This is a genomic window from Mycobacterium sp. MFM001, assembly GCF_003402475.1.
Taxonomy (GTDB): domain Bacteria; phylum Actinomycetota; class Actinomycetes; order Mycobacteriales; family Mycobacteriaceae; genus Mycobacterium.
On the sequence record NZ_BFAB01000006.1, the window covers coordinates 49,769 to 75,668 of the forward strand.

25 protein-coding genes are annotated in these 25,900 nt (G+C 68.5%); 21 read left to right on the forward strand and 4 right to left on the reverse strand.

Annotated features, from left to right (window positions below):
* Nucleotides 1-10: 10 nt before the first annotated feature.
* The 17 genes from MFM001_RS11945 (at nt 11) to MFM001_RS12025 (ending at nt 15,040) form a co-directional block, all read left to right on the forward strand.
* Nucleotides 11-634 (forward strand): PaaI family thioesterase, encoded by a 624-nt coding sequence (locus tag MFM001_RS11945; RefSeq protein ID WP_116375497.1) that lies wholly within the window; start codon nt 11-13, stop codon nt 632-634.
* Nucleotides 635-733: 99 nt separating this feature from the next.
* Entirely contained in the window at nt 734-2,767 is a 2,034-nt protein-coding gene (gene thrS / locus MFM001_RS11950; protein ID WP_116375498.1) for a threonine--tRNA ligase, read from the forward strand.
* Nucleotides 2,760-3,311, forward strand: coding sequence for an HIT domain-containing protein (locus tag MFM001_RS11955; protein ID WP_238159122.1), 552 nt, complete (start codon nt 2,760-2,762; stop codon nt 3,309-3,311). Before thrS ends, MFM001_RS11955 begins: the two co-directional genes overlap by 8 nt.
* On the forward strand, nt 3,308-3,955 hold the full coding sequence (gene pgsA, locus MFM001_RS11960; protein WP_116375500.1) for a phosphatidylinositol phosphate synthase: 648 nt from the start codon (nt 3,308-3,310) through the stop codon (nt 3,953-3,955). The genes MFM001_RS11955 and pgsA overlap by 4 nt, the downstream gene beginning before the upstream one ends.
* Nucleotides 3,952-4,884, forward strand: coding sequence for a phosphatidylinositol mannoside acyltransferase (locus MFM001_RS11965; RefSeq protein ID WP_238159124.1), 933 nt, complete (start codon nt 3,952-3,954; stop codon nt 4,882-4,884). Before pgsA ends, MFM001_RS11965 begins: the two co-directional genes overlap by 4 nt.
* A complete protein-coding gene (locus MFM001_RS11970) occupies nt 4,884-6,008 on the forward strand; it encodes a glycosyltransferase family 4 protein (RefSeq protein ID WP_116375501.1) in 1,125 nt (374 codons plus the stop codon). Before MFM001_RS11965 ends, MFM001_RS11970 begins: the two co-directional genes overlap by 1 nt.
* Nucleotides 6,008-7,021: an NUDIX domain-containing protein gene (locus MFM001_RS11975; protein WP_116375502.1), complete on the forward strand. Its 1,014-nt coding sequence runs from the start codon at nt 6,008-6,010 to the stop codon at nt 7,019-7,021. The genes MFM001_RS11970 and MFM001_RS11975 overlap by 1 nt, the downstream gene beginning before the upstream one ends.
* Nucleotides 7,022-7,120: 99 nt before the next feature.
* A complete protein-coding gene (gene pdxS, locus MFM001_RS11980) occupies nt 7,121-8,014 on the forward strand; it encodes a pyridoxal 5'-phosphate synthase lyase subunit PdxS (protein ID WP_255422285.1) in 894 nt (297 codons plus the stop codon).
* 9 nt (nt 8,015-8,023) lie between these two features.
* Nucleotides 8,024-8,863 (forward strand): acyl-CoA thioesterase II, encoded by an 840-nt coding sequence (tesB, locus tag MFM001_RS11985; protein ID WP_116375503.1) that lies wholly within the window; start codon nt 8,024-8,026, stop codon nt 8,861-8,863.
* Nucleotides 8,860-9,456, forward strand: a complete 597-nt coding sequence (gene pdxT, locus MFM001_RS11990; RefSeq protein ID WP_116375504.1) for a pyridoxal 5'-phosphate synthase glutaminase subunit PdxT — start codon at nt 8,860-8,862, stop codon at nt 9,454-9,456. Before tesB ends, pdxT begins: the two co-directional genes overlap by 4 nt.
* A gap of 28 nt (nt 9,457-9,484) precedes the next feature.
* A complete protein-coding gene (locus tag MFM001_RS11995; protein ID WP_116375505.1) occupies nt 9,485-10,834 on the forward strand; it encodes an AarF/ABC1/UbiB kinase family protein in 1,350 nt (449 codons plus the stop codon).
* A 46-nt stretch (nt 10,835-10,880) separates the two neighbouring features.
* The gene (locus MFM001_RS12000) at nt 10,881-11,633 is read left to right on the forward strand and encodes a YebC/PmpR family DNA-binding transcriptional regulator (RefSeq protein ID WP_116375506.1); all 753 of its coding nucleotides are present in this window, start codon (nt 10,881-10,883) and stop codon (nt 11,631-11,633) included.
* A gap of 93 nt (nt 11,634-11,726) precedes the next feature.
* The gene (gene ruvC, locus MFM001_RS12005) at nt 11,727-12,281 is read left to right on the forward strand and encodes a crossover junction endodeoxyribonuclease RuvC (protein WP_116375507.1); all 555 of its coding nucleotides are present in this window, start codon (nt 11,727-11,729) and stop codon (nt 12,279-12,281) included.
* Nucleotides 12,278-12,856 (forward strand): Holliday junction branch migration protein RuvA, encoded by a 579-nt coding sequence (ruvA, locus tag MFM001_RS12010; RefSeq protein WP_116375508.1) that lies wholly within the window; start codon nt 12,278-12,280, stop codon nt 12,854-12,856. The genes ruvC and ruvA overlap by 4 nt, the downstream gene beginning before the upstream one ends.
* Entirely contained in the window at nt 12,853-13,902 is a 1,050-nt protein-coding gene (ruvB, locus tag MFM001_RS12015; protein ID WP_116375509.1) for a Holliday junction branch migration DNA helicase RuvB, read from the forward strand. The genes ruvA and ruvB overlap by 4 nt, the downstream gene beginning before the upstream one ends.
* Nucleotides 13,899-14,285 carry a DUF1304 domain-containing protein gene (locus tag MFM001_RS12020; RefSeq protein ID WP_116375510.1) on the forward strand — a complete coding sequence of 129 codons (387 nt, stop codon included), beginning with the start codon at nt 13,899-13,901 and terminating at the stop codon, nt 14,283-14,285. The genes ruvB and MFM001_RS12020 overlap by 4 nt, the downstream gene beginning before the upstream one ends.
* An 86-nt stretch (nt 14,286-14,371) precedes the next feature.
* Nucleotides 14,372-15,040 (forward strand): hypothetical protein, encoded by a 669-nt coding sequence (locus MFM001_RS12025; RefSeq protein ID WP_238159126.1) that lies wholly within the window; start codon nt 14,372-14,374, stop codon nt 15,038-15,040.
* A gap of 69 nt (nt 15,041-15,109) precedes the next feature.
* On the opposite strand, the gene car is transcribed toward MFM001_RS12025, so the two are convergent.
* From car to MFM001_RS12045, 4 genes are all read right to left on the reverse strand, one after another.
* Nucleotides 15,110-18,565 (reverse strand): carboxylic acid reductase, encoded by a 3,456-nt coding sequence (gene car, locus MFM001_RS12030; protein WP_116375511.1) that lies wholly within the window; start codon nt 18,563-18,565, stop codon nt 15,110-15,112.
* Between the two features lie 124 nt (nt 18,566-18,689).
* Nucleotides 18,690-20,030, reverse strand: coding sequence for a 4-aminobutyrate--2-oxoglutarate transaminase (gene gabT / locus MFM001_RS12035; protein WP_116375512.1), 1,341 nt, complete (start codon nt 20,028-20,030; stop codon nt 18,690-18,692).
* Nucleotides 20,031-20,057: 27 nt separating this feature from the next.
* The gene (locus MFM001_RS12040; protein ID WP_116375513.1) at nt 20,058-20,303 is read right to left on the reverse strand and encodes a hypothetical protein; all 246 of its coding nucleotides are present in this window, start codon (nt 20,301-20,303) and stop codon (nt 20,058-20,060) included.
* 56 nt (nt 20,304-20,359) lie between these two features.
* Nucleotides 20,360-21,031 (reverse strand): nitroreductase family protein, encoded by a 672-nt coding sequence (locus MFM001_RS12045; protein WP_116375514.1) that lies wholly within the window; start codon nt 21,029-21,031, stop codon nt 20,360-20,362.
* Nucleotides 21,032-21,129: 98 nt separating this feature from the next.
* Between MFM001_RS12045 and MFM001_RS12050 the strand changes: the two genes are divergently transcribed.
* The 4 genes from MFM001_RS12050 (at nt 21,130) to secF (ending at nt 25,896) form a co-directional block, all read left to right on the forward strand.
* Nucleotides 21,130-22,530 carry a serine/threonine-protein kinase gene (locus MFM001_RS12050; RefSeq protein ID WP_116375515.1) on the forward strand — a complete coding sequence of 467 codons (1,401 nt, stop codon included), beginning with the start codon at nt 21,130-21,132 and terminating at the stop codon, nt 22,528-22,530.
* A 15-nt stretch (nt 22,531-22,545) separates the two neighbouring features.
* On the forward strand, nt 22,546-22,875 hold the full coding sequence (gene yajC, locus MFM001_RS12055; protein WP_116375516.1) for a preprotein translocase subunit YajC: 330 nt from the start codon (nt 22,546-22,548) through the stop codon (nt 22,873-22,875).
* Nucleotides 22,876-22,939: 64 nt separating this feature from the next.
* Nucleotides 22,940-24,688 carry a protein translocase subunit SecD gene (gene secD / locus MFM001_RS12060; RefSeq protein ID WP_116375517.1) on the forward strand — a complete coding sequence of 583 codons (1,749 nt, stop codon included), beginning with the start codon at nt 22,940-22,942 and terminating at the stop codon, nt 24,686-24,688.
* A complete protein-coding gene (secF, locus tag MFM001_RS12065) occupies nt 24,685-25,896 on the forward strand; it encodes a protein translocase subunit SecF (RefSeq protein WP_116375518.1) in 1,212 nt (403 codons plus the stop codon). The genes secD and secF overlap by 4 nt, the downstream gene beginning before the upstream one ends.
* Nucleotides 25,897-25,900 lie beyond the last annotated feature (4 nt).

The following is a 25,900-nucleotide window of genomic DNA, read 5'->3' on the forward strand; positions in this document are numbered from 1 at the left end:
CGGTGTCCTGGTGGCACCCGAGAACACGCGACACCCCGGCGGCGGATTCAACCCGCCCGAGCCGACCACCAAAGGCGGTCCCGACTACGGCAGGTTCATCGAGGCGGTGCGGGTGCTGCAGGACCATGCCCGTGCCGTCGACGCACCCGACGAGGTGATCGGCGAGGCGGCCGATCTGTTGGAAAAGGTGTCCGACCTGTTGACGCCGTTCGACACCGACGAATGGCGCTCGCCGTCGGGCCGCCGGATGGACCTGCCGATGCGCGGCAACATCTCGTCGATACCGATGAAGATGAACAAGACCGACGACGGGCGGATCCGCGGCTGGGCCCGTTTCCGCCGGTTCCATTTGGGGCGCAACGGCGCTGTACACGGCGGCATGGTTGCGCAGCTCTTCGATTCGGTGCTGGGGCTGACGTCGGCGGTGCTCACGGGCGGCCCCTACCAGCGCACCGCCTACCTGCATCTGGACTACCGGCACATCGTGCCGATCGAGAAGGAGCTGCAGGTGGAGGCCGGAATCAGCCGGGTCGAGGGCCGCAAGATCTTCGTCTCAGGCCACCTGAGCGACGGCGACACCCTGCTGACCGAAGGCGAAGCGCTGTTCGTGATGCTCAAACCGGGCCAGGCGTAGCTGTTTCAGCGGTTCCGGTGGCGGCTCGGCGGCCCTGCTTGGCCACGGGCCGCCCCGATAGCATGGTCGTCGACCCACCGAACTTTGGAGACCGCCCCGATGACTGCAGCCCTGATCCGGGTACCAGCCGGAACGAGCGCTGCTGCGGCGGTACGCGAGGCGGGATTGCCCGGCCGCGGCGAGCCCGACGCGGTCGTGGTGGTGCGCGACGCCGACGGCAAACTGCGCGACCTGAACTGGGTACCCGAGGCCGACGCCGAGGTGGTCCCGGTTGCGGCCAACACCGAAGACGGTCGCAGCGTGATAAGGCATTCGTGCGCCCACGTGCTGGCGCAGGCCGTGCAGGAACTGTTCCCGGCTGCCAAGCTCGGCATCGGCCCGCCGATCACCGACGGCTTCTACTACGACTTCGACGTGCCGGCGCCGTTCACGCCGGAGGATCTGGAGGCGCTGGAAAAGCGGATGCGCCAGATCGTCAAGGAGGGTCAGCTGTTCTCCCGGCGGGTCTACGAGTCCAAGGAGCAGGCCCGCGAGGAGTTGGCCAATGAGCCCTACAAGCTGGAATTGGTCGACGACAAGTCCGGCGACCCCGCGGTGATGGAGGTCGGCGGCGACGAGCTGACCGCCTACGACAACCTGAATCCCCGTACCCGGGACCGTGTTTGGTACGACCTGTGCCGCGGCCCGCACATTCCCACCACCCGCCACATTCCGGCGTTCAAGCTCACGCGCAGCTCGGCGGCGTACTGGCGCGGCGACCAGAACAACGCCAGCCTGCAACGCATCTACGGCACCGCCTGGGAGTCGCAGGAGGCATTGGACCGTCACCTCACACTGCTGGAGGAAGCCCAGCGCCGCGACCACCGCAAGCTGGGCACCGAGCTGGACCTGTTCAGCTTCCCCGACGAAATCGGTTCGGGCCTCGCGGTTTTCCACCCGAAGGGCGGCATTGTGCGCCGGGAGCTGGAGGAGTACTCGCGGCGCAAGCACATCGAGGCGGGCTACGAGTTCGTCAACACCCCGCACATCACCAAGGCCGACCTGTTCCACACCTCCGGGCACCTGGACTGGTACGCCGACGGGATGTACCCGCCGATGCACCTCGACGCCGAATACGACGACGACGGCGCAGTGCGCAAGCCCGGGCAGGACTACTACCTCAAGCCGATGAACTGCCCGATGCATACGCTGATCTTCCGGTCGCGGGGCCGGTCGTATCGCGAACTTCCGTTGCGGCTCTTCGAGTTCGGCACCGTCTACCGCTACGAGAAGTCGGGTGTGGTGCACGGCCTGACCCGGGCGCGCGGCTTCACGATGGACGACGCCCACATCTTCTGCACCCGCGACCAGTTGCGCGCCGAGCTTGCGTCGCTGCTGCGGTTCGTGCTCGACCTGCTCGGCGACTACGGCCTGGAGGACTTCTATCTGGAGCTGTCCACCAAGGACCCGGACAAGTTCGTCGGCTCCGACGAGCTGTGGGCCCAAGCCACCACCGTGCTGGCCGAAGTGGCGGCGGACTCCGGCCTGGAACTGGTGCCCGATCCGGGCGGCGCGGCGTTCTACGGACCGAAGATCTCGGTGCAGGCCCGCGACGCGCTGGGCCGCAGCTGGCAGATGTCGACCATCCAGGTGGACTTCAACTTCCCTGAGCGTTTCGAGTTGGAGTACACCGCCGCCGACGGCTCCCGGCAGCGGCCGGTGATGATCCACCGCGCGTTGTTCGGGTCGATCGAGCGGTTCTTCGGCATCCTCACCGAGCACTACGCCGGCGCGTTCCCCGCGTGGCTGGCGCCCGTGCAGGTGGTCGGCATCCCCGTCGCCGACGACCACGTGCCCTATCTGGAAAGCGTTGCAGCGCAACTGAAAGCGCACGGCGTGCGCGTCGAGGTGGACACCAGCGACGACCGGATGGCCAAAAAGATCGTCAACCACACCAACCAGAAGGTGCCGTTCATGCTGCTGGCCGGCGACCGTGACGTCGCAGCCGACGCGGTGAGCTTCCGGTTCGGTGACCGCACGCAGATCAACGGGGTGCCGCGCGACGACGCCGTCGCCGCTATTGTGCAATGGCTCGCCGACCGCGAAAACGCCGTGCCCACTGCAGAACTGGTGAAAGTGAGTGGCCGTGGCTGACGAGGACGCGATCGTCGACCGGGGCGTGGGTGAGGCCGACCGGCTGCAGCGCTTGTGGACGCCGTACCGGATGAGCTATCTGGCCGAGGCGCCGCTGAAGCGGGAAAACTCCGATCCCGCACAGCTGTTCACCGACATCCCGCAACTGTCCGACGAAGACGGCCTGGTGGTCGCCCGCGGCGAGCTCGTCTATGCCGTGCTCAACCTCTACCCGTACAACCCCGGCCACCTGATGGTGGTGCCCTATCGGCGGGTATCCGAACTGGAGGACCTCACCGACAAGGAAAGCGCCGAGCTGATGGCGTTCACGCAGAAGGCGATCCGCGTCATCAAGGCCGTGTCGCGGCCGCACGGCTTCAACGTCGGCCTGAACCTGGGAGTCTCGGCGGGAGGCTCGCTGGCCGAACACCTGCACGTGCACGTGGTTCCGCGCTGGGGTGGCGACGCCAACTTCATCACGATCGTCGGCGACTCGAAGGTGATCCCGCAGCTGCTGCGCGAGACCCGCCAGCTGCTGGCCACCGAGTGGGCGAAACAGTCGTGAGCAAGTTGTTGTCCCGGGAAGGGGTGGCACGGGTCACCACGCCGGTGGCGAGGGCATTGCTGCGGCTCGGCCTGACCGCCGACGCGGTCACGATCATGGCTACCGCGGCATCGGTTCTCGCCTCGCTGACGCTGTTTCCGACCGGCCAGCTGTTCGCCGGGACGTTCGTCATCTGGTTCTTCGTGATGTTCGACATGGTCGACGGCGCAATGGCCCGGGAGAGCGGCAACGGCAGCCGGTTCGGGGCCGTGCTGGACGCCACCTGCGACCGGATCAGCGACGGCGCGGTGTTCTGCGGATTGTTGTGGTGGGCGGCGTTCGGGCTGCGCAGTCCGTCGCTGGTGGTGGCGACGTTGATCTGTCTGGTCACCTCGCAGGTCATCTCCTACATCAAGGCCCGCGCCGAGGCCAGCGGGCTGCGCGGCGACGGCGGATTCATCGAACGCCCGGAGCGGTTGATCATCGTGCTGGTGGGCGCGGGATTGTCCGATCTGCCGGTGTTTCCGCTGCCGTGGGCGCTGCACGTGGCGATGTGGCTGCTGGCGGTGGCCAGCATGATCACCTGCGCGCAGCGGCTGCACACCGTGCGGCACTCGCCCGGGGCGGCGGAGCCGCTGCACGCACCGGGGAAGAGCGAGCCGTGATCTCGCTCCCCGGAGTTGACGGCTTCCCGTTGGCTGACCGGGCAAGCGACTGGGGCTATGCGGCCGGCTGGATGGTAGTGCGGGCCATGCCGGAGTTCGCCGCGCGCAACGTGTTCGACGCCGGCGCGCTGTACGCGTCGCGAGGCGGCGGGCCGGTCCAGCTGCGCAAGAACCTGGCTCGCGTCATCGGCGTGCCGCCCGGCGACGTGCCCGGCTCGCTGATGCGGGCCTCGCTGGCGTCCTATGCGCGCTACTGGCGGGAAGCATTCCGGTTGCCGACGATGGACCACGCCAAGCTGGCCCGCCGGCTGCACGAAACGATTCTGGGACAACAACATCTGAATGCGGCGCTGGCGGCCGGCCGCGGCGCGGTGCTGGCGTTGCCGCACAGCGGAAACTGGGACATGGCCGGCGTGTGGCTGGCGCAGACGCACGGCACGTTCACCACGGTGGCCGAGCGGCTCAAACCCGAGTCGCTGTATCGGCGGTTCATCGCCTACCGGGAAAGCCTTGGCTTCGAGGTGCTTCCGCTGTCCGGCGGCGAACGCCCGCCCTTCGACGTGCTCTGCGAACGGCTGCGCGACAACAAGATCGTGTGCCTGATGGCCGAGCGCGACCTCACGCGCAAAGGGGTTCAGGTCGACTTCTTCGGCGAACCCACCCGGCTGCCCGCCGGGCCGGCCAAGCTGGCGCTCGAAACCGGGGCGGCACTGCTGCCGACGCACTGCTGGTTCGAGCGCGACGGCTGGGGCGCCGAGATCTATCCGGCGCTGGACTGCACCGGCGGCGACGTCGCCGCGATCACCCAGGCACTCGCCGAGAAGTTCGCCGCCAACATCGCCGAACACCCCGCCGACTGGCATATGCTGCAGCCGCAATGGCTGGCCGATCTGCCCCGCGAGCGTCGGGCCCGGTTGGAGGAGGCCTGATGCGCATCGGCATGGTGTGCCCGTACTCGTTCGACGTGCCGGGCGGGGTGCAATCGCACGTGCTGCAGCTGGCCGAGGTGATGCGCTCTCGCGGGCATTCCGTCAGCGTGCTGGCGCCGTCGTCACCGCATGTGAAGCTGCCCGACTACGTCGTCTCGGCCGGCAAGGCCGTGCCGATCCCGTACAACGGCTCGGTGGCCCGGCTGCAGTTCAGCCCGGCAGTGCACGGCCGGGTTCGGCGCTGGCTGGCCGAGGGCGACTTCGACGTGCTGCACCTGCACGAGCCCAACGCGCCCAGCCTGTCCATGTGGGCGCTGCGGGTGGCCGAGGGGCCGATCGTGGCGACCTTTCACACTTCGACCACCAAATCGCTGACGCTGTCGGTGTTCCAGGGCGTGCTGCGGCCCTGGCACGAGAAGATCGTCGGCCGGATCGCGGTGTCGGATCTGGCGCGGCGCTGGCAGATGGAGGCGCTGGGCTCCGACGCGGTCGAGATTCCCAACGGCGTCGACGTCGGGGCGATCAGTGCCGCACCGCTTTTGGACGGATATCCCCGGCCGGGCAAGACCGTGCTGTTCTTGGGCCGCTACGACGAGCCGCGCAAGGGCATGGCGGTGCTGATGGACGCGCTGCCTGCCGTGGTGCGCCGCTTCCCGGATGTGCAGCTGCTGGTCGTCGGCCGCGGCGACAAGGACGAATTGCGTGATGCCGCAGGGTCTTTGGCGGGTCACCTGCGTTTCCTGGGTCAAGTCGACGACGGCGGGAAGGCGTCGGCGCTGCGCAGCGCCGACGTCTACTGCGCGCCCAACACCGGCGGCGAGAGCTTCGGCATCGTGCTGGTGGAGGCGATGGCCGCCGGCACCCCGGTGGTGGCCAGCGACCTGCACGCGTTCCGGCGGGTACTGCGCGACGGCCAGGCCGGGCGGCTGGTGCCGGTCGAGGACAGCGCCGCGCTGGGGGCGGCGCTGGTCGCGGTGCTGGAGAACGACGTGCTGCGGGAACGGTATGTGGCGGCCGGCGCCGAAGCAGTGCGCCGCTATGACTGGTCGGTGGTGGCCAACCAGATCATGCGGGTGTACGAGACGGTCGCCGGCTCCGGCACCAAGGTGCAGGTGGCGAGCTGATGGTCTGGCTGGTCGCGGCGCTGGCCGTGCTGCTGGTGCTGCTGGCCGTGTTCGGCTCCTGGGTGTATCACACCGCCCACCGGCTGGACCGGCTGCACGTGCGTTACGACCTGTCCTGGCAGGCGCTGGACGGGGCGCTGGCCCGTCGCGCCGTGGTGGCCCGCGCGGTGGCCGTCGACGCCTTCCACGGCGCGTCGGAGGGCAAGCGGCTGGCGGCGCTGGCCGACGCGGCCGAACGCGCGCCGCGGCAGAGCCGCGAGGCGTGCGAGAACGAGTTGTCTGCCGCGCTGGCGATGGTCGACCCGGCGTTGCTGCCGTCGGCGCTGGTCGCCGAACTGGCCGACGCCGAAGCCCGGGTGCTGCTGGCCCGTCGCTTCCACAACGACGCGGTGCGCGACACGCTGGCGCTGCGCGAGCGGCCACTGGTGCGGCTGCTTCGGTTGGGTGGAACCGCTTCGCTGCCAAGCTATTTCGAGATCGCCGAACGCTCGCATTCGGCGGGGCACCGGTCGAGCAAGCGCACGTCGGCGCGGGTGGTGCTGCTCGACGACGCCGGCGCGGTGCTGCTGCTGTGCGGATCGGACCCCGCGCTGCCTGCGGGAAGCGCGCCGCGGTGGTGGTTCACCGTCGGCGGCCAGACCCGCGACGGCGAGGACCTGGCCGCGACCGCCGCGCGCGAGCTGGCCGAGGAGACCGGCCTGCAGGTCAACGCCGCCGACATGATCGGACCGATCTGGCGGCGTGATGCGGTCTTCGACTTCAACGGTTCGGTGCTCGACAGCGAGGAGTACTTCTTCGTCTACCGCACGCACCGGTTCGAGCCGTCGATCGCCGGGCGGACCGAGCTGGAACGCCGCTACATCCACTGCCACCGCTGGTGTGACGCCGGCGACATCGCTTCGCTGGCCGCCGCCGGCGAGACCGTCTACCCGCTGCAGCTCTCCGAGCTGCTGGCCGATGCGAATGCGCTGGCACAGACCCGCGAGCCCCGCCAGCTGCAGTCGATCAGGTAGCCGCTTCTGCCGAGTGTGCGGCCAGCTTCACATTCGGCGCCGAGCGTGCGGCCAGCTTCACGTTCGGCGCTTTGGGGGCCACCATTTAGACTGGTAGCCGTGACTTCGAATGGGCAGACCGGCACCGCGCGGGTCAAGCGCGGCATGGCCGAGATGCTCAAGGGCGGCGTCATCATGGACGTCGTCACCCCCGAGCAGGCCAAGATCGCCGAGGGCGCCGGCGCCGTCGCCGTGATGGCGCTGGAACGGGTGCCCGCCGACATTCGCGCCCAGGGCGGGGTGTCCCGGATGAGCGACCCCGACATGATCGAGGGCATCATCTCCGCGGTCACCATCCCGGTGATGGCCAAGGCGCGCATCGGGCACTTCGTCGAGGCGCAGATCCTGCAGTCCCTCGGCGTGGACTACGTCGACGAGTCCGAGGTGCTGACCCCGGCCGACTACACCCACCACATCGACAAGTGGAAGTTCACCGTGCCGTTCGTCTGCGGCGCCACCAACCTGGGCGAGGCGCTGCGGCGCATCAACGAGGGCGCGGCGATGATCCGCTCCAAAGGCGAAGCCGGTACCGGCGACGTCTCCAACGCCACCACCCACATGCGGGCCATCACCGGGGAGATCCGCCGGCTCACGTCGCTGTCCGAGGACGAATTGTTCGTCGCCGCAAAGGAATTGCAGGCGCCCTACGAGCTGGTGGTCGAGGTGGCCCGGGCCGGCAAGCTGCCCGTCACCCTGTTCACCGCCGGCGGGATCGCCACCCCGGCCGACGCCGCGATGATGATGCAGCTCGGCGCCGAGGGCGTGTTCGTCGGCTCCGGCATCTTCAAGTCGGGCGACCCGGCGCAGCGGGCCGCCGCGATCGTCAAGGCCACCACCTTCTTTGACGACCCCGACGTGCTGGCCAAGGTGTCGCGCGGGCTCGGCGAGCCGATGGTTGGCATCAACGTCGAGGAGATCGCCGCGCCGCACCGGCTGGCCGAACGCGGCTGGTAAGAACGATCCGTGGCGATCGAGCAGATCCTCGACCTCGAGCAACTCGAGGTCAACATCTACCGGGGCAGCGTCTTTTCCGCCGAGTCCGCGGCGTGGCAGCGCACCTTCGGCGGTCACGTCGCCGGCCAGACCCTGGTGTCGGCGGTGCGCACGGTCGATCCGCGGTTTCTGGTGCACTCGCTGCACGGCTACTTCCTGCGGCCCGGAGATGCCAAGGCGCCCACCATCTTTATCGTCGAACGGATCCGTGACGGCGGCTCGTTCTGCACCAGGCGGGTCAACGCGATCCAGCACGGCGAGACGATCTTTTCCATGTCGGCGTCGTTTCAGACCGACCAGAGCGGCATCGAGCACCAGGACGTGATGCCCTCGGCGCCGCCGCCCGACGACCTGCCGGGGCTGAAGTCGATGAAGGTGTTCGACGACGCCGGGTTCCGCCAGTTCGACGAGTGGGACGTGCGGATCGTGCCGCAGGAGAAGCTGGAACGCCTGCCCGGGCTGGCGTCGCAGCAGCAGGTGTGGTTCCGCCATCGCGACCCGCTGCCCGACGATCATGTGCTGCACATCTGTGCGCTGGCCTACATGAGCGATCTGACCCTGCTCGGCTCCGCGCAGGTGATCCACCTCGAGGAGCGCCAGCACCTGCAGGTCGCCTCGCTCGACCACGCGATGTGGTTCATGCGGCCGTTCCGGGCCGACGAATGGCTGCTCTACGACCAGTCGTCGCCGTCGGCGTGCGGCGGGCGGTCGCTGACCCAGGGCAAGATCTTCAACCAGTACGGCGAGATGGTCGCGGCGGTGATGCAGGAGGGCCTGACCCGCTACAAGCGCGACTTCCGGCCAGAGTGAGCGACCCACGCGTCGGCGTCCTGGCACTGCAGGGCGACACTCGCGAGCACATTGCGGCCCTGCGCGAGGCCGGGGCGTCTGCGGCGCCGGTGCGTCGCCGCGACGAGCTCGAGGCCGTCGACGCACTGGTGATCCCGGGCGGCGAGTCCACCACGATGAGCCACCTGCTGCGTGATCTCGACCTGCTGGAGCCGCTGCGCAAGCGGCTGGCCGACGGGCTGCCGGCCTACGGGGCGTGTGCCGGCATGATTCTTTTGGCGAGCGAGATCCTGGACGCCGGGGCGGGCGGGCGTGAGGCGCTGCCGCTCGGTGGCATCGATATGACCGTGCGGCGCAACGCTTTTGGGCGACAAGTCGATTCGTTCGAAGGCGATCTGGAGTTCGCCGGTCTCGACGATCCGGTGCATGCGGTGTTCATTCGTGCGCCGTGGGTGGAGCGCTGCGGATCCGACGTGCAGGTGCTGGCCCGTGCGGCCGGTCACGTTGTCGCGGTGCGTCAGGGCCCGGTCCTCGCGACGGCGTTTCACCCGGAGATGACCGGCGATCGCCGCATCCACCGGCTGTTCGTCGACATCGTCACCGGCGACGCCTGAACGCAGCCCGCCAAGGCATGATGTGGGCATGGCCGACATCGTGCGGGGCCGATTCGGGCGCGTCGCAAAGCTGGCGAGCCTTCCGGCGGGCGCGGCCGGGCGCGCCGCGCTGGGCGTGGGCAAGCGGATGACCGGCAAATCCAGGGACGAGGTCAACGCCGAACTTCTGGAGAAGGCCGCCGACGAGCTGTTCCAGGTGCTCGGCGAGCTCAAGGGCGGCGCTATGAAAGTCGGTCAGGCGCTGTCGGTGATGGAGGCCGCGATCCCTCCGCAATTCGCCGACCCGTTTCGCGAAGCGTTGGTCAAGCTGCAAAGCGAAGCCCCGCCGCTGCCGGCGGCCAAGGTGCACCGGGTGCTCGACGCGCAGCTCGGCACCAAATGGCGCGACCGCTTCCAGTCCTTCGACGACACGCCGGTCGCCTCGGCGAGCATCGGGCAGGTTCACAAGGGCATCTGGAAGGACGGCCGCGAGGTCGCCGTCAAGGTCCAATACCCCGGCGCCGACGAGGCGCTGCGCGCGGACCTCAAGCTGATCAAAAGGTTCTCCTGGGTGGTCAAGCAGATTGTGCCGCGAGCCGACGTAGACCGGATCGTCTCAGAGGTCAGCGAGCGCATCGAGGCGGAGCTGGACTACCGGCTGGAAGCCAACTATCAGCGTGCCTTCGCGAAAGCCTTTGCGGGCGACGAGAAGTTCTACGTGCCGGCCGTCGTCGCTAGCGCGCCCAAGGTCATCATCTCGGAGTGGATGGAGGGCCGGCGTCTTTCCAACATCATTGCCGAGGGCACCCGAGATGAACGAGACTCCGTGTGCGCCTTGCTTTTCGAGTTCATCTTGAGCTCACCGGCACGCGTCGAGCTGGTGCATGCCGACCCGCATCCGGGCAATTTCATGGTGCTGGCAGACGGCCGGCTCGGAGTCATCGATTTCGGCGCCGTCGCCGAGCATCCCGGCGGCCTGCCTCCCGAGTTCGGCGAACTGCTGTGCTGGGCGCGCGACGAACAGTGGGACGAAGTGATCCGGCTGCTGAAGAAGCTCGGGTTCATGCCGCGCGACTACGAGCTGACCGCCGAGCAAGTGGTGGAGTACATCGACCCGCTGTGGGCCTACATCGACCCGCTGCGGGCCGGTGAGTTTCATTTCACCCGCAAGTGGTTCCAGAAGACGGCATTGGTCACGACCGACCCGATGCGCGACGGATTCGCCGACCGGTTCAAGCTTGCCCGCCAGTTGACCATCCCGCCCGGCTGGGTCATGTTGCTCCGCACGCTCGGCGGCCTGCTCGGAGTCGCCGTGCAACTCGACGCGCACGTGGCGTACGCCACGCTGGTCGAGCGATGGGTACCGGGATTCTTCGAGGCCGACCAGCCGCCCACGTAGACTCGTCTGGCGAACTTTGCCAAGCGACGACAAGAGGTAGTAACCGATGAGCGGCCATTCCAAGTGGGCCACCACCAAGCACAAGAAGGCCGTCATCGATGCGCGCCGCGGGAAGAACTTCGCCCGGCTGATCAAGAACATCGAGGTCGCGGCCCGGGTCGGTGGCGGTGATCCGGCGGGCAACCCCACGCTGTACGACGCCATCCAGAAGGCGAAAAAGAGCTCGGTACCCAACGACAACATCGAGCGGGCCCGCAAGCGGGGTGCCGGCGAGGAGGCCGGCGGCGCCGACTACCAGACCATCACCTACGAGGGCTACGGCCCCAACGGCGTGGCGGTGCTGATCGAATGCCTGACCGACAACCGCAACCGGGCCGCCAGCGAGGTGCGGGTCGCCATGACCCGCAACGGCGGCAACATGGCCGACCCCGGGTCGGTGTCCTACCTGTTTGCCCGCAAAGGCGTGGTCACGCTGGACAAGAACGGGCTGACCGAGGACGACGTGCTGGCGGCGGTGCTCGATGCCGGCGCCGAGGACGTCAACGACCTCGGCGACAGCTTCGAGATCATCACCGAGCCGGGCGATCTGGTGGCAGTGCGCACGGCGCTGCAGGACGCCGGCATCGACTACGACTCTGCGGAGGCGGGATTTCAGCCGTCGGTCACCGTCCCCCTCGACGCAGAGGGCGCGCGCAAGGTGATGAAACTGGTCGACGCGCTCGAAGAGAGCGACGACGTGCAGGACGTCTACACCAACGCCGACATCCCCGACGAAATCCTGGCCCAGATCGAGGCATGACGCGGGGCGGGCTCTTCCCGCGTGTCCTACCGGCCGCTGTCGGTCCCGCCCAGTAGGGTATCGAACAACCGTTCGGCATCGAGGGAGCGTGGCGTGCGCGTGATGGGCGTCGACCCGGGACTGACCCGCTGCGGGCTGTCGGTGGTCGAAAGCGGCCGGGGCCGGCAGATCGTCGCCCTGGACGTCGACGTCGTGCGCACCCCGGCCGACCAGTCGCTGCCGAACCGGCTGCTGACCATCAGCGAGCACGTCGAGCACTGGCTGGACACCCACCATCCCGAGGTGATTGCCATCGAGCGGGTGTTCTCCCAGCAGAACGTGTCGACGGTGATGGGCACCGCGCAGGCCGGCGGCGTGATTGCATTGGCGGCCGCCAAGCGCGGCATCGCCGTGCACTTCCACACGCCGTCCGAGGTGAAGGCCGCGGTCACCGGCAACGGCGGCGCGGGTAAGACGCAAGTCACCGCGATGGTCACCAGAATCCTTGGGCTGCAAGCCAAACCGACGCCCGCGGATGCCGCCGACGCGCTGGCGCTGGCCATCTGCCACTGCTGGCGCGCGCCGATGATCGCCCGGATGGCGCAAGCCGAAGCGGCAGCGGCCCAGCAGCGCAAGAAATTCGCCGCGAAAGTCAAGGCCGCAACATGATCGCCTCGGTGCGCGGGGAAGTGCTCGACGTGGCGCTGGACCACGTCGTCATCGAGGCAGCCGGCGTCGGCTACAAGCTGATGGCGGCGCCGTCGACGCTGGCGACGCTGCGGGTCGGCAGCGAGGCACGGCTGATCACCGCGATGATCGTGCGCGAAGACTCGATGACGCTCTACGGCTTTCCCGACGCGGACACCCGCGACCTGTTCCTGACGTTGCTGGGGGTCTCCGGCGTCGGGCCCAAGATCGCGCTGGCCACGCTCGCGGTCTACGGCGCGCCGGCGCTGCGGCAGGCCCTTGCCGACGGCGACGTCACCGCGCTGACCCGGGTGCCCGGCATCGGCAAGCGCGGCGCCGAGCGGATGGTGCTCGAGCTGCGCGACAAGATGGGCGCGATACCGACCGCAACGGTCAACGGTCACTCGGTCCGCGGTCCGGTAGTGGAAGCCCTTGTTGGACTTGGCTTTGCGGTCAAGCAGGCCGAGGAGGCCACCGACAAGGTGCTGGCGGGCGAACCGGAGGCCAGCACGTCGAATGCGCTGCGCGCGGCGCTGGTGATGCTGGGTAAGAAATGAGCGAGCCCGACGAACGCGAGGTGACGCCGGCGCTGACCGTCGGCGAGGGCGACGTCGACGCCAGCCTGCGACCGCGCTCGCTGCGCGAATTCATCGGCCAGCCGCGGGTCCGCGAACAACTGCAGCTGGTGATCGAAGGCGCCAAAAACCGCGGCGGCACACCGGATCACATCCTGTTGTCGGGCCCGCCGGGATTGGGCAAAACGTCGCTGGCGATGATCATCGCCGCCGAGCTCGGCTCGTCGCTGCGGGTGACGTCCGGGCCGGCGCTGGAACGCGCCGGCGACTTGGCCGCGATGCTGTCCAACCTCGTCGAGCACGACGTGCTGTTCATCGACGAGATCCACCGCATCGCCCGGCCCGCCGAGGAGATGCTGTATCTGGCGATGGAGGACTTCCGCGTCGACGTCGTCGTCGGGAAAGGCCCTGGGGCGACGTCGATTCCGCTCGAGGTGGCACCGTTCACGTTGGTGGGCGCCACAACTCGCTCCGGCGCGCTGACCGGCCCGTTACGCGACCGGTTCGGGTTCACCGCGCACATGGATTTCTACGAGCCCGCCGAGCTGGAGCGGGTGCTTGCACGTTCGGCCGGGATCCTGGGCATCGAGCTGGGCGGCGAGGCGGCGTCGGAGATTGCGCGCCGCTCGCGGGGGACCCCGCGGATCGCCAACCGGCTGCTGCGCCGGGTGCGCGACTATGCCGAGGTTCGCGCCGACGGCGTGATCACCCGCGACGTCGCCAAGCAGGCGTTGGAGGTCTACGACGTCGACGAACTCGGGCTGGACCGGCTGGACCGCGCGGTGCTCTCGGCGCTGACCCGCAGCTTCGGCGGCGGCCCGGTCGGCGTGTCGACGCTGGCGGTGGCGGTCGGGGAGGAGGCCACCACCGTCGAGGAGGTGTGTGAGCCGTTTCTGGTGCGCGCGGGCATGATTGCGCGCACGCCGCGCGGCCGGGTGGCCACCGCGCAGGCCTGGACGCATCTGGGCATGGCGCCGCCGGTCGGGGTGATGGGCCAACCGGGACTTTTCGACGAGGAGACGGATTGATCACTGCCGCAATGGTTTTCGCTGCGCTGGCGGCGCTGTTACACGTCTACATCTTCGTCATGGAGTCGCTGCGGTGGACCGCGCCGCGGACACGTGCGACGTTCGGAACCACCCCCGAAGAGGCCGAGACCACGAAGCTGCTTGCCTTCAACCAGGGTTTCTACAACCTGTTTCTGGCGGTCGTGACCGGCGTGGGCATCGTCGCGCTGGCGGTGGGCAGTACCGCGGTGGGGTCGGCATTGGTGTTCGCCGGCGTGGGCTCGATGGCGGCAGCAGCCGCCGTTTTGGTGGCTTCGGCGCCGGACAAAGCGCGTGCTGCGGCCATCCAGGGCACGTTCCCGGTGGTCGCGATCGTTTTGCTCGCGATCGCGCTGGTCGGCTAGGGCGCCGGTTTAGCGCGGCAAACCGTTGGGGTACTCAGCACGGATTCGGCACCGCCGGTGTCGGTGTGTTGTGAGGAGATTCTGAAATGACCGACTCGCGAATAGGTCGCGGTGCGCTGCACATGCCACGCAGCCGCGGCGCAGTCAGCGGATTGCTCCTGATCATTCTCGGCGCGTGGGGCGCATTGATTCCGTTCGTCGGACCGTATTTCCACTGGGCCTACACGCCGGACAAGGAATGGACCTGGACTGCGGCCAGGGGTTGGTTAGAGGTGTTCCCCGGGGTCGCGGCCGTGGTGGGCGGCCTGCTGCTGGTGGGCTCGGGCAACCGCGCCACCGCGATGTTCGGCGGCTGGCTGGCGGCATTCGCCGGCGCCTGGTTCGTTGTCGGCCGCCCGTTCGCTTCGCCGCTGCGACTCGGCGACGTAGGTCAACCGGTGGCGTCGAACGACACTAAGCGCGCCCTGCTCGAAATCACCTACTTCTCGGGGCTGGGCGCACTGATCGTGTTCCTGGCGGGTGCCATCCTGGCGCGGTTGGCGGTCCGGACGGCGCGTGACGTGGAAGCGGCGGCAGCCGTCGCTCCCGCCGATGTGCCGCCGGCCGATGTGCCGCCAGCGCCGGAGTATACGCCCGCGCCCGAGGCGTCGCCGGATGCGGTCACCCAGGCTCGCGCCGAGCCGTTCCCGGCCGAGAAGCGCGAGGAAGGCAGGAGTCTGTTCCGTCGCCGCAAACGCGCCGACGCGTCGCGGTAGGGCTCGCGAGCTAGAAGCCAGGGTCGTGATTCGGCGGGAATCACGACCCTGGCTTCTGTTTCGCGCTCGTCAGAGTAAGCCGAGCAGCTGCAGGTCGGTGATGTACTTGACGATGATCGGCGCCGTGACATGTGGAATGTCTTTGTCCGGACCGATTTTCGCCTCTTGCACCGCGGCGCGGAACCGGTCGGTCGGTGCGATCGACCCGCGGATGGGCTTCTCCGGCTTCTGGTAGTTGTGCAACAGCGGCAGCAGCGACGCCTGGCGCTGCTTCTCCGGCAGAGCCCGCAGGCTGGTCTCGAACCGCTGCACCCACTCGCGGTAGTCGTCGATGCGCTGGACCGGATAACCGGCTTCGATCAGCCAGTCGACGTACTCGTCCATCCCGATGCCGTCGTCGTACGGGTTCATCACGTGATACGTCTGGAACGCCTCCACGTTCTGGGCTCCCAGCGTCGAGATCGCCTCGGCGATGAACTCGACCGGCAGACCGTCGTAGTGGGCGCGCTGCCGGTTGCCGTCGGCGTCCAGCTCGTAGAACGACTTCGGCGCGATACCGGTGGCCACCAGGGAAAGCATCATCCGGGTGAACATGTCCGGCAGGTTGAGCTGGCCCGCGTAGGTGGTGTCGGCCAGGATCATGTCGCAGCGGAACACCGCGACCGGCAGGCCGCACAGGTCGTTGGCCTCCCGCAGCAGCACCTCGCCGGCCCACTTGCTGTTGCCGTAACCGTTGGCGTAGCCGTCGTTGATGGCGCGGGTCGGGCTCATCACCCGGACGTCGGCGTCCTCGGTGAACTTGCCGGGCGCGATCTGGTCGCCCACGCCGATTGTCGACACGTAGGTGTACGGCTTCTTCTTGGTGGTCAGCGCGATGCGAATCAGCTCGGCGGTGCCCAGCGCGTTGGGTCCGAACAGCTCGCTGTAGGGCAGCACGTGGTTGACCAGTGCGGCGGGGTCGACGATCAGGTCGACGGTGTCGGCCAGCCGCTGCCAAGTCTGTTGATCCAGGCCAAGATTCGCCTCGCCCTTGTCGCCGGCGATGACCTCCAGGTGGTCGGCGGCCAGCTCTTGGTAGTGCGCAAGGAGTTCCGGGTCGCCGCTGTCGAACGTCTTGTCCAGACGTTCCCGCGCCGCCGCGTCGTCCTTGGCGCGCACCAAGGCGATGACCTTGCCGTCGACCAGGTCCATCCGCTCCAACCACTCCAGAGCCAGGTAGCGGCCCAAGAATCCCGTTGCGCCGGTGAGCAATACCGTGCGCACTTCGTGGTTGGCCCGCGGCAGATTCCGCGCGGCGGCCAAAGTCTCGGCGTCGAGGAACTTGTCCAGCGTCAGGTCTTTCGCGTGCACCTCGACGGCGTCGCGGTCGTGCACCGAAGCGAATGTCGGCCGTTTCGAGCCTCGGCGTTCGCCCTCGATGTAAGCGGCGATGGACTGCAGGTCCGAGGCCGGGCTGACGATCACGCCCACCGGCACGTCGACATCGAAGATCTCACGCAGCAGGTTGCCGAATGTCAACGCCGACAACGAGTCTCCGCCCAGATCGGTGAAATGCGCGTCAGGCGAGACGTCACTGGTCGATGCGCCCAGCAGCGCCGCCGCGGCCCGGCTCACCGTCTCGAGCACCGGCTTGTCGGCACCGTTTTGGCGCAAGGCCCGAAGCTCGTTGGCCTGGCCTTCTTCCAGCTCGGCGTAGAGCTGTTCGAGCCGCTCGCCGTAGTGCTGCTTCAGCTTGGGCCAGGCTAGCTTGCGGATGCCGGTCAGCAGACCGTTCTCCAGCGTGAAAGGCGTTGTCTCGATGATGAAGTCACGCGGCACCTCGTAGGACTGCAGCCCCGCTTCCTTGGCGACGGCCTGCAGCGACTCGGCAATCGCCGACTTCGGCGCGTTCGGCTCCGTCGGCACCACGACCGCCAACAGGTACGGGTGTGCGCTGTTGCCGTAGATGTAGATCTGGCGGACCAGTGGGCTGTTGCCGAACACCGCCTCCAGCTTGGCGAGCGTGACGAACTCGCCCTGCGCCAACTTCAGGACGTTGTTGCGCCGGTCGACGTAGACCAGCCGGTCTGGGGCGACCTCGGCCACCACGTCGCCGGTGTGGTAGTAGCCGTCGGCGTCCAGCACGTCGGCGGTGATCTCCGGGCGCTTGTAGTAGCCCGGGAACATGTTCTCGGTCTTGAGCAGCAATTCGCCTCGGGGATAAGGCTTGTCGGTGGCGAAGTAGCCCAGATCCGGGACGTCGGCCAGCTTGTAGTCGATCACCGGCGGCCGCTGCACCTCGCCGTCGAACAGGACCATGCCGGCTTCGGTGGAGCCGTAGCCGTCCATCAGGTGCATCTCGAGTAAGGACTCGACCCAGGCCTTCAGCTCCGGGGAGGTGGGCGCGGAGCCCGTCATCGCGAAGATGAACCGCCCTCCGAGAAGGTTCTGCCGCATGTCGGCCATCACGTCGGATTCGTCACGGCCGCGGTCGAGTTCGCGCTGATACTCCTGGTACAGCGTCTCCCAGATCCGCGGCACGAAGTTCAACTCCGTCGGCCGCACCAGCGTGAGGTCCTCCAGCAGGGTCGACAGGTCGCTCTTGGCGCCGAAATAGGCGGTGCCGCCGTTGCCGAGCGTGCCGTAGAGAATTCCGCGGCCCATCACGTGGCTCATCGGCATGAAGTTCAGCGTGATCGACGCGGCGCTGGGCCCGAACCAGTTGCGGGCGGACCGCCGCCACATCTTGGCGACGTTGCGCTGCGGATACATCGCGCCCTTGGGTGCGCCGGTGCTGCCGGAGGTGTAGATCAGCAACGCCAACGCGTCATCTCCGGCATCCACCGCCGGCACGGGCGGCAGCGACTTTCCGCGGTCCAGCACGTCGGCCAGGGTCTCGACGACGACCGGGCTGTCCGCCAGCCGGGTGCGCGCGGCGTCGATGGCCTCGCGGTGGTCGTCGACCTCCGGGTGCACGTCGAACACCACCAGCCGTCCGGGCTGGTGGCCGGACTGGATCAGCTCGACGGCGTCGGACAGGTAGTCGACGCTCGCGGCGAGCACAACAGGCTCGGTCTCGGCGACGATCGGCTGCAGCTGAGTGATCGCGGCGCTGGTCTGCAGCGGAACCGAGACGGCGCCCAGCTGGCCCAGTGCCACGTCGATCGTCGTGTAGTCGACGCTGGTGAACCCCAGCACGGCGACGCGGTCGCCGGGGGCGACCACGCCGTCGGCCCAGGCGGCCGCGAGAGCGCCGACACGGTCGCCGAGCTGGCGGTAGGTGATGGTGTCGAAGCGGGGGAGGAGTTGCGCCGACGTGCGACCGGTCGCCGGGTCGGTGACGAATTCGACGGCACGCTGACCGAGAGCCGGCCGGTCGGCGTAGCCCTCGAGGATGGTCTGGATGACCTGCGGCAGCGTGAGCCCCGGCTGCTCGACCGCGGCGGCGACGGCCTCGCTGGGCCGGGCGGCGGCGAACTGCGGGTCGCTGGTAGTCAGGTCGGCGATGCGGCGTTCCAGCCGCTCTTCATTGATTTCAATCGACATAACGGACCTCTAAGACAAATCACTGGGGAAGTTTGGCCGGCGCCACGCTGCGCCCAACAGAAAACTACGTTAGCAAAGCTAATATTATTCCGGAAGCGAGGCGATAAGTGACATCGGCCACCGTTTAGAGCTCGGCCAGCAGGCCGGCCAGCACCTCGAGAGCTTCGGAGAGCAGGTCGTCGCTGATGGTCAGCGGCGGTAGGAACCGCAGCACGTTGCCGAACGTGCCTGCGGTCAAGACGATCACGCCGGCGGCGTGTGCGGCGGCGGCGAGCTTGCCGGTCAACTCCGGGTCGGGGTCGGCGGAACCGGATTTCACCAGTTCGGCGGCGATCATCGCGCCGCGGCCCCGGACGTCGCCGATCCGGTCGTCGTCGGCCTGCAGCCGGGACAGCCGGTCGGTCATCAGCTGCCCGATCTGCCGCGCCCGCTCGACCAGCCCGTCGCTCTCGATCGTCGTGATGGCGGCCAGCGCCGCCGCGCAGGCGACTGGGTTGCCGCCGAACGTGCCGCCCAGCCCGCCGGGGTGAGAGGCGTCCATGATCTCGGCGCGGCCGGTGACGGCCGACAGCGGCAGCCCGCCGGCGATGCCCTTGGCGGTGCAGATCAGGTCCGGTTCGATGCCCTCGTGCTCGCAGGCGAACAAGGCGCCGGTGCGGGCGAAGCCGGTTTGCACCTCGTCGGCGATGAACACGACGTTGTTCTGGCGGCACCACTCCAAGAGCGTGGGCAGGAATCCTTCGGCCGGGACGATGAAGCCGCCCTCGCCCTGGATCGGCTCGATCACGAGGGCGGCCAAGTTGTCGGCGCCCACGAGCCGGCGGATCTCCCGGATTGCGCGCTGGGCGGCCCGCTCACCGTCGGTGGCCAGCTCCTTGTCGATCAACCCGTCGCGGTACGGATAGGACAGCGGCGCCCGGTAGATCTCCGGCGCGAACGGCCCGAAGCCGCTCTTGTAGGGCATCGACTGGGCGGTCAGGGCCATCGCTAGGTTGGTGCGGCCGTGGTAGGCGTGGTCGAACGCCACCACCGCCGGCTTGCGCGTGTGGACGCGCGCGATCTTGATGGCATTCTCCACCGCCTCGGCGCCGGAGTTGAACAGCACCGACCGCTTCTCGCCCGACCCCGGGGTGAGCCGGTTGAGCTCCTCGGCGACGGCGATGTAGTTCTCGTACGGCGTCACCATGAAACAGGTGTGGGTGAAGTCGGCGACCTGCGCGCGCACCGCGTCGACCACCCGGGGAGAGGCGTTGCCGATCGTGGTGACCGCAATCCCGGAGCTCAGGTCGATGAGCCGGTTGCCGTCGACGTCTTCGACGATGCCGCCGCCGGCGCGCACCGCGTACACCGGCATCGTGCTGCGCACCCCCCGGGCCACTGCCGCGGCCCGCCGCTTGGTCAGTTCCAGCGATGCAGGGCCGGGGATTTCGGTGACGAGGTGGCGACTCTGTTCGAGAGTGGTCACCTCAGCAGCCTAACCGCGCGGCGCGGTTCAGAGTTGGCCGAGCGGCCTGCACACGTTGTCGCCCGGCTTCCAGTACTGGCCTTCCGGGCAGTTCAGGGGCTGCGGCCCTTCGCCCAGCGGCCGGCACACGTTGGCGGTCGGGTCCCACCACTGGCCTTCGGGACAGTTCAGGGGCTCCGCCGAGCTCACAGCCGGCGTCGCGACCGCCACCAGCGCCGTCGCTGCTGCCGGCAACACCGCCACCGTCGCCAACCGTCCAACAAGGTTTCTCATCGCAGGCCTTTCAGGAGAGCGTACGAACGTCGCGCAGAGCTTATTTGACGCCACCGTCATCCGTCGAACGCGGGTCCGTCGATCGAGTCGACGGTAGTGAACGAGTCGACGGGCGCACGCCTGAGCCGCCTCGCCGCCCGGACCGGATGGCCCAAAGCGATCACCGCGGCCAACGCACAATGGTCGGGTGCGCCGAGCAGCGATTTCACCTGCGGCTCTTCGCGGATCGCAATCGTGGTGATCACGCCGCCGAGCCCTTCCTCGCGGGCGGCCAGCAGGACGCTCCACGCGAACGGGTAGATCGACGCGCCGCCGGCAAACGTGTACCGGTCGGCGTCGCGGTCCACCGCGGCCAGCATCGACAGGTCGGCGAACAACGCCAGCAGCACCGGCGCCGCATCGAAGTGTTCGGCGAATCCTCCTGGCGTTGCCGGGTTTTCGGCCGCCAGGGCGCGGGCCTCGGCGTCGCGGTCGTTGGTCGGCGCCCACGGCCGCAGGCCGGCGGCGCTCAGCGCCATGTAGTCGCGCGAACCCTGCAGGTACAAGTCGCGCAGCCGTCGTCGCCGCCCCGGGTCCTTGAGCACCACGACCCGCCAGGCCTGCGCGTTGGCGCCGCTGGGCGCGAACCGGGCGGTGTCGAGGATCCGGGCCACGGCGGCGTCGTCGACCGGCTGATCGGTGAAGTCGCGGACCGCGCCGGTGGTGCGCAACGCCTCGGTGAGTTCCATGCGTTTCTCCTAGCACCGCGCCGACGTGCGGCATGTAGCCCGTTGTCTCACTCCCGCTTTGCCACGTCAAGGGCTCGTATGTTTGAGAGGATGCCGTCATGCCCTCACCGCGGCAGGGTTCACGTGTCGGCACCATGTTCGGGCCGTACGAGTTGCAGGCGCTGCTCGGCGTCGGCGGGATGGGCGAGGTGTACCGCGCCTACGACACCGAGAAGGGTCGCACGGTCGCGCTGAAGCTGCTGCTCGACGACCTGGCCGCCGACGACGATTACCGGCGGCGCTTTCAGCGGGAGTCCCGGGTGGCGGCGCGGCTGGCCGAACCGCACGTCATCCCGGTGCACGACTGGGGCGAGATCGACGGCGTGCTCTACATCGACATGCGCCTGGTCGAGGGCCGCAACCTGAAGACCGTGCTGAGCGAGGACGGCCCACTGAGCCCGGAGGCGGCCGGCTCGGTGATCAGCCAACTGGCCAGCGCGCTGGACGCTGCGCACCGCGACGGCCTGGTCCACCGCGACGTCAAGCCGGAGAACGTGCTGATCACACCGGACGGCTTCGTCTACCTGGTGGACTTCGGGATTGCCTATTCGGGCGTCGACCCGGGCCTGACCACCACCGGTCACCTGGTTGGCTCCAAGTCGTACATGGCGCCGGAGCGGTTCACCAGCGAACCGTTCGGCCCGGCTTCCGACATCTACTCGCTGGCCTGCCTGCTCTACCAATGCCTTACCGCCACCGCGCCGTTCCACGGCGCCGACGTCAGCCAGCTGATCGCCGCGCACCTGTTCTCGGCGCCGCCGCGACCATCCCAGGTCCGTCCCGGCCTCAGCCCGGCGTTCGACGCGGTGGTCGCCAAGGGCATGGCCAAGCGGCCCGACGAGCGGTTCGCGTCGGCCGGCGAGCTGGCCAGGGCAGCGCTCGACGCCGCCGCTCCGCAGCTGACGCCGCACCTACGCGAGCCCGCCAAGCGGCCGGGCCGGCTGGTTGCCGGGGCGGCCGCGGCCGCGGTCGTCGTCGCAGCTGTTGTCGCGACCGTCGTCGTCCTCGCCCGGCCCGACCACCGGTCGTCGCCGGCCGCGCCGCCGCCGTCGTCGCGCACGCAGCAGGCGCCCAAGCCGACTCCCAAGCCGACGACGGCGTCGGCGCTGGCCCCGGCAACCTCGGGGATCTCGCTGCCCGACGCGGACGCGCACGGCTTTCTTCGTTACCCCGAGGCGCGATGCCATGGCGCGGACGTGGCGGCGCTGGCCGAGCGGACCACCAAGTCCGCACTGGTCGTCTGCAAATCGGCGGGCAGCGACACCTACTACTACCGCGGCGTGCGGCTCTCGGACGGGGCGGCCATCGAGTTGCCCGGGGCGATGCCGGCCGGCGACGGCTTCGACGCGATGAATCCCGAGGACGCCACCCGGTACGAGATGCGCCGCGACGGGTTGACGATCGTGGTGAACGGAGAGGTCGCGGACACCGAACCGATGGTCGAATATGCGGGCGAGTAGGGCACACTGGCGGTCATGGAACAACTGGTCGTCTTCTTGCCGCTGCTCGTCATCCTGGGCGTGTTCATGTTCTTCGCGTCGCGGCGTCAGCGGCGTGCGATGCAGGCCACGATCGACCTGCACGAGTCGCTGCAGGTCGGTGACCGGGTGCACACCACTTCCGGCTTGCAGGGCACCGTCACCGACATCACCGACGACACCGTGGATCTCGAGATCGCCCGGGGCGTGGTCACCACCTGGATGAAACTGGCCATCCGCGACCGCATCGAGCCCGAGGTACCCGAGCTCGACGAGACCGAAGCGGTCGAGCTCACCGCCGACCCGGAGCGAGCGCCCAAGGACTGAGTTCGGCTGACCGGCACGTACCCTTTGCGGGTGCGGTCGTAAATCAACGAGGAGACTCAACAACGTGGCATCGCCTTCGGCGCCGGTGCACCCTGCCCGCTATCTGACGGTGTTTTTGGCCCTGCTCATCGGCGTGTACCTGCTGGTCTTTTTGACCGGTGACAAGCGCGCGGAGCCGAAGCTCGGTATCGACCTGCAGGGCGGCACCCGGGTCACGTTGACCGCACGCACCCCGGACGGCTCGAAGCCGACCCGCGACGCGCTGGCGCAGGCGCAGTCGATCATCAGCTCCCGGGTCAACGGCCTGGGTGTCTCTGGTTCCGAAGTCGTTGTCGACGGCGACAACCTGGTGATCACGGTGCCCGGAAACGACGGCAACGAGGCCCGCAACCTCGGCCAGACCGCGCGGCTGTACATCCGCCCGGTGATCAATGCGCTGCCGGTCGAGACCGCTCCGCCGCCGGAGCAGCCAGCACCGGCCGGCACGCCGCAGTCCCCGGCCGGCGAGCCGGGTCAGGCGCCGGGGGAGGCGCCCGCCGCGCCGGGCGAGCTGCCGGGCCCCGCCCCCGGCGAGACTCCGCCGCCACAGCCGCGGCCCTACCCGCAGGAGCCGACACCCGCCCCGTCGCCGTCCCCTGCACCGGGGCAGGCGCCCACGCCGCCGGCGCCACCCGTGCAGCCCGCGCCGCCGGACCCGCGCAAGGACCTCGCCGAGCGCATCGCCAAGGAAAAGCAGTGGCGGCAGAGCACCAACAAAGGGGTGCAGTTCCTGGCGCTGCAATTCGAGGCCACCCGCTGCAACCAGGAGGACATCCTGGCCGGCAACGACGACCCCAACCTGCCGCTGGTGACCTGCGACAAGGACCACAAGTCGGCCTATCTGCTGGCGCCGTCGATCATCAGCGGCGACCAGATCCAAAACGCCAGCTCCGGCCTGGACCAGCGCAGCGGCGGCTACGTCGTCGACCTGCAGTTCAAGAGCGCGGCCGCCAACGTCTGGGCCGACTTCACCGCCGCCCACATCGGCACCCAGACCGCGTTCACCCTGGACTCGCAGGTGGTCAGTGCGCCGCAGATCCGTGAAGCCATCCCCGGCGGGCGGACCCAGATCACCGGGAACTTCACCCAGGGCCAGGCCCGTGAACTGGCCAACGTCCTCAAATACGGTTCGCTGCCGCTGTCGTTCGAATCCTCGGAGGCCGAAACCGTTTCGGCCACACTGGGTTTGACGTCGCTGCGGGCAGGCCTGATCGCCGGTGCGATCGGTCTGGCGCTGGTGCTGGTGTACTCGCTGCTCTACTACCGGGTGCTGGGGTTGCTCACCGCGCTATCGCTAGTAGCTTCCGGCGCAATGGTTTTCGCGATCCTGGTGTTGCTGGGCCGCTATATCAACTACACGCTGGACCTGGCCGGTATCGCGGGTCTGATCATCGGTATCGGCACCACCGCCGACTCGTTCGTGGTGTTCTTCGAACGCATCAAAGACGAGATCCGCGAAGGCCGTTCGTTCCGCTCGGCGGTGCCTCGCGGTTGGGGGAGGGCCCGTAAGACCATCGTGTCGGGTAACGCGGTGACCTTCCTGGCCGCCGCGGTGCTGTACTTCCTGGCGATCGGACAGGTGAAGGGCTTTGCGTTCACCCTGGGCCTGACCACAATCCTCGACCTCGTCGTGGTGTTCCTGGTCACGTGGCCGCTGGTGTACCTGTCGTCGAAGTCGCCCACGCTGGGCAAGCCGGCCTACAACGGCCTGGGCGCGGTTCAGCAGGTTGCGCGCGAACGCCGGGCCGCCGCGCATACGGGGGTAGTGCGATGACCGAACTCACCGAGTCCGAGGGCATCCTCGTCGAGGACGTCAACGGGGCCCAGTTGCCGCACCACAGTTTCCTGTCGCGGCTCTACACCGGCACCGGGGCGTTCGAGGTGGTCGGGCGCCGCCGGATGTGGTACGTGATCAGCGGGACGATCGTGGCGATCGCGATCGCCAGTATTGTGTTGCGCGGCTTCACTTTCGGCATCGATTTCGCCGGCGGTACCAAGGTGTCGATGCCCGTCGCGGCTGCAACGGGCACAGTGAAGGTCAGCCAGGTGGAAGACGTGTTCCGCCAGACGATCGGCAAGGACGCCGAGTCGGTGGTGATCGTCGGCAAGGGTGCGTCGGCGACGGTGCAGATCCGCTCGGAAGCCTTGTCCAACGACCAGACGGCCAAGCTGCGCAATGCGCTGTTCGACCGGTTCCAGCCCAAGGGGCCCGACGGCAAGCCCAGCAAGCAGGCGATCAGCGACTCGGCGGTCTCGGAGACCTGGGGCGGTCAGATCACCAAGAAGGCGGTGATCGCGCTGGTGGTGTTCCTGGTGCTGGTCGCCCTCTACATCACCGTGCGCTACGAGCGCTACATGGCGATCTCCGCGCTGGCGGCGATGTTCTTCGACGTGGGCGTCACCGCCGGGGTGTACTCGCTGGTCGGCTTCGAGGTCACCCCGGCCACCGTCATCGGGTTGCTGACCATCCTCGGGTTCTCGATCTACGACACCGTGATCGTGTTCGACAAGGTCGAGGAGAACACCCACGGTTTTCAGCACACGACGCGGCGCACGTTCGCCGAGCAGGCCAACCTGGCGGTCAACCAGACGTTCATGCGCTCGATCAACACCAGCCTGATCTCGGTGCTGCCGGTGGTCGCGCTGCTGGTGGTGGCGGTGTGGCTGCTGGGGGTCGGCACGCTCAAGGACCTGGCGCTGGTGCAGCTGGTCGGGATCATCGTCGGCACGTACTCGTCGATCTTCTTCGCCACGCCGCTGCTGGTCACCCTGCGTGAGCGCACCGAGTTGGTGCGCGGCCACACCCGCCGGGTGCTGCGACGCCGCAGCGGAGCTCCCGAAAAGCCTACGGAGCCAAGGGAATCGACCGAGACCGAGCCTAAGCGAGAGACCGCCGCGGCCGCTCCGAAGAAGCCCGCGCCGAGCAAGCCGGCTCCGGGCGCGCGGCCCGTCCGGCCGACCGGCAAGCGAAACAAGCGGTAACCCG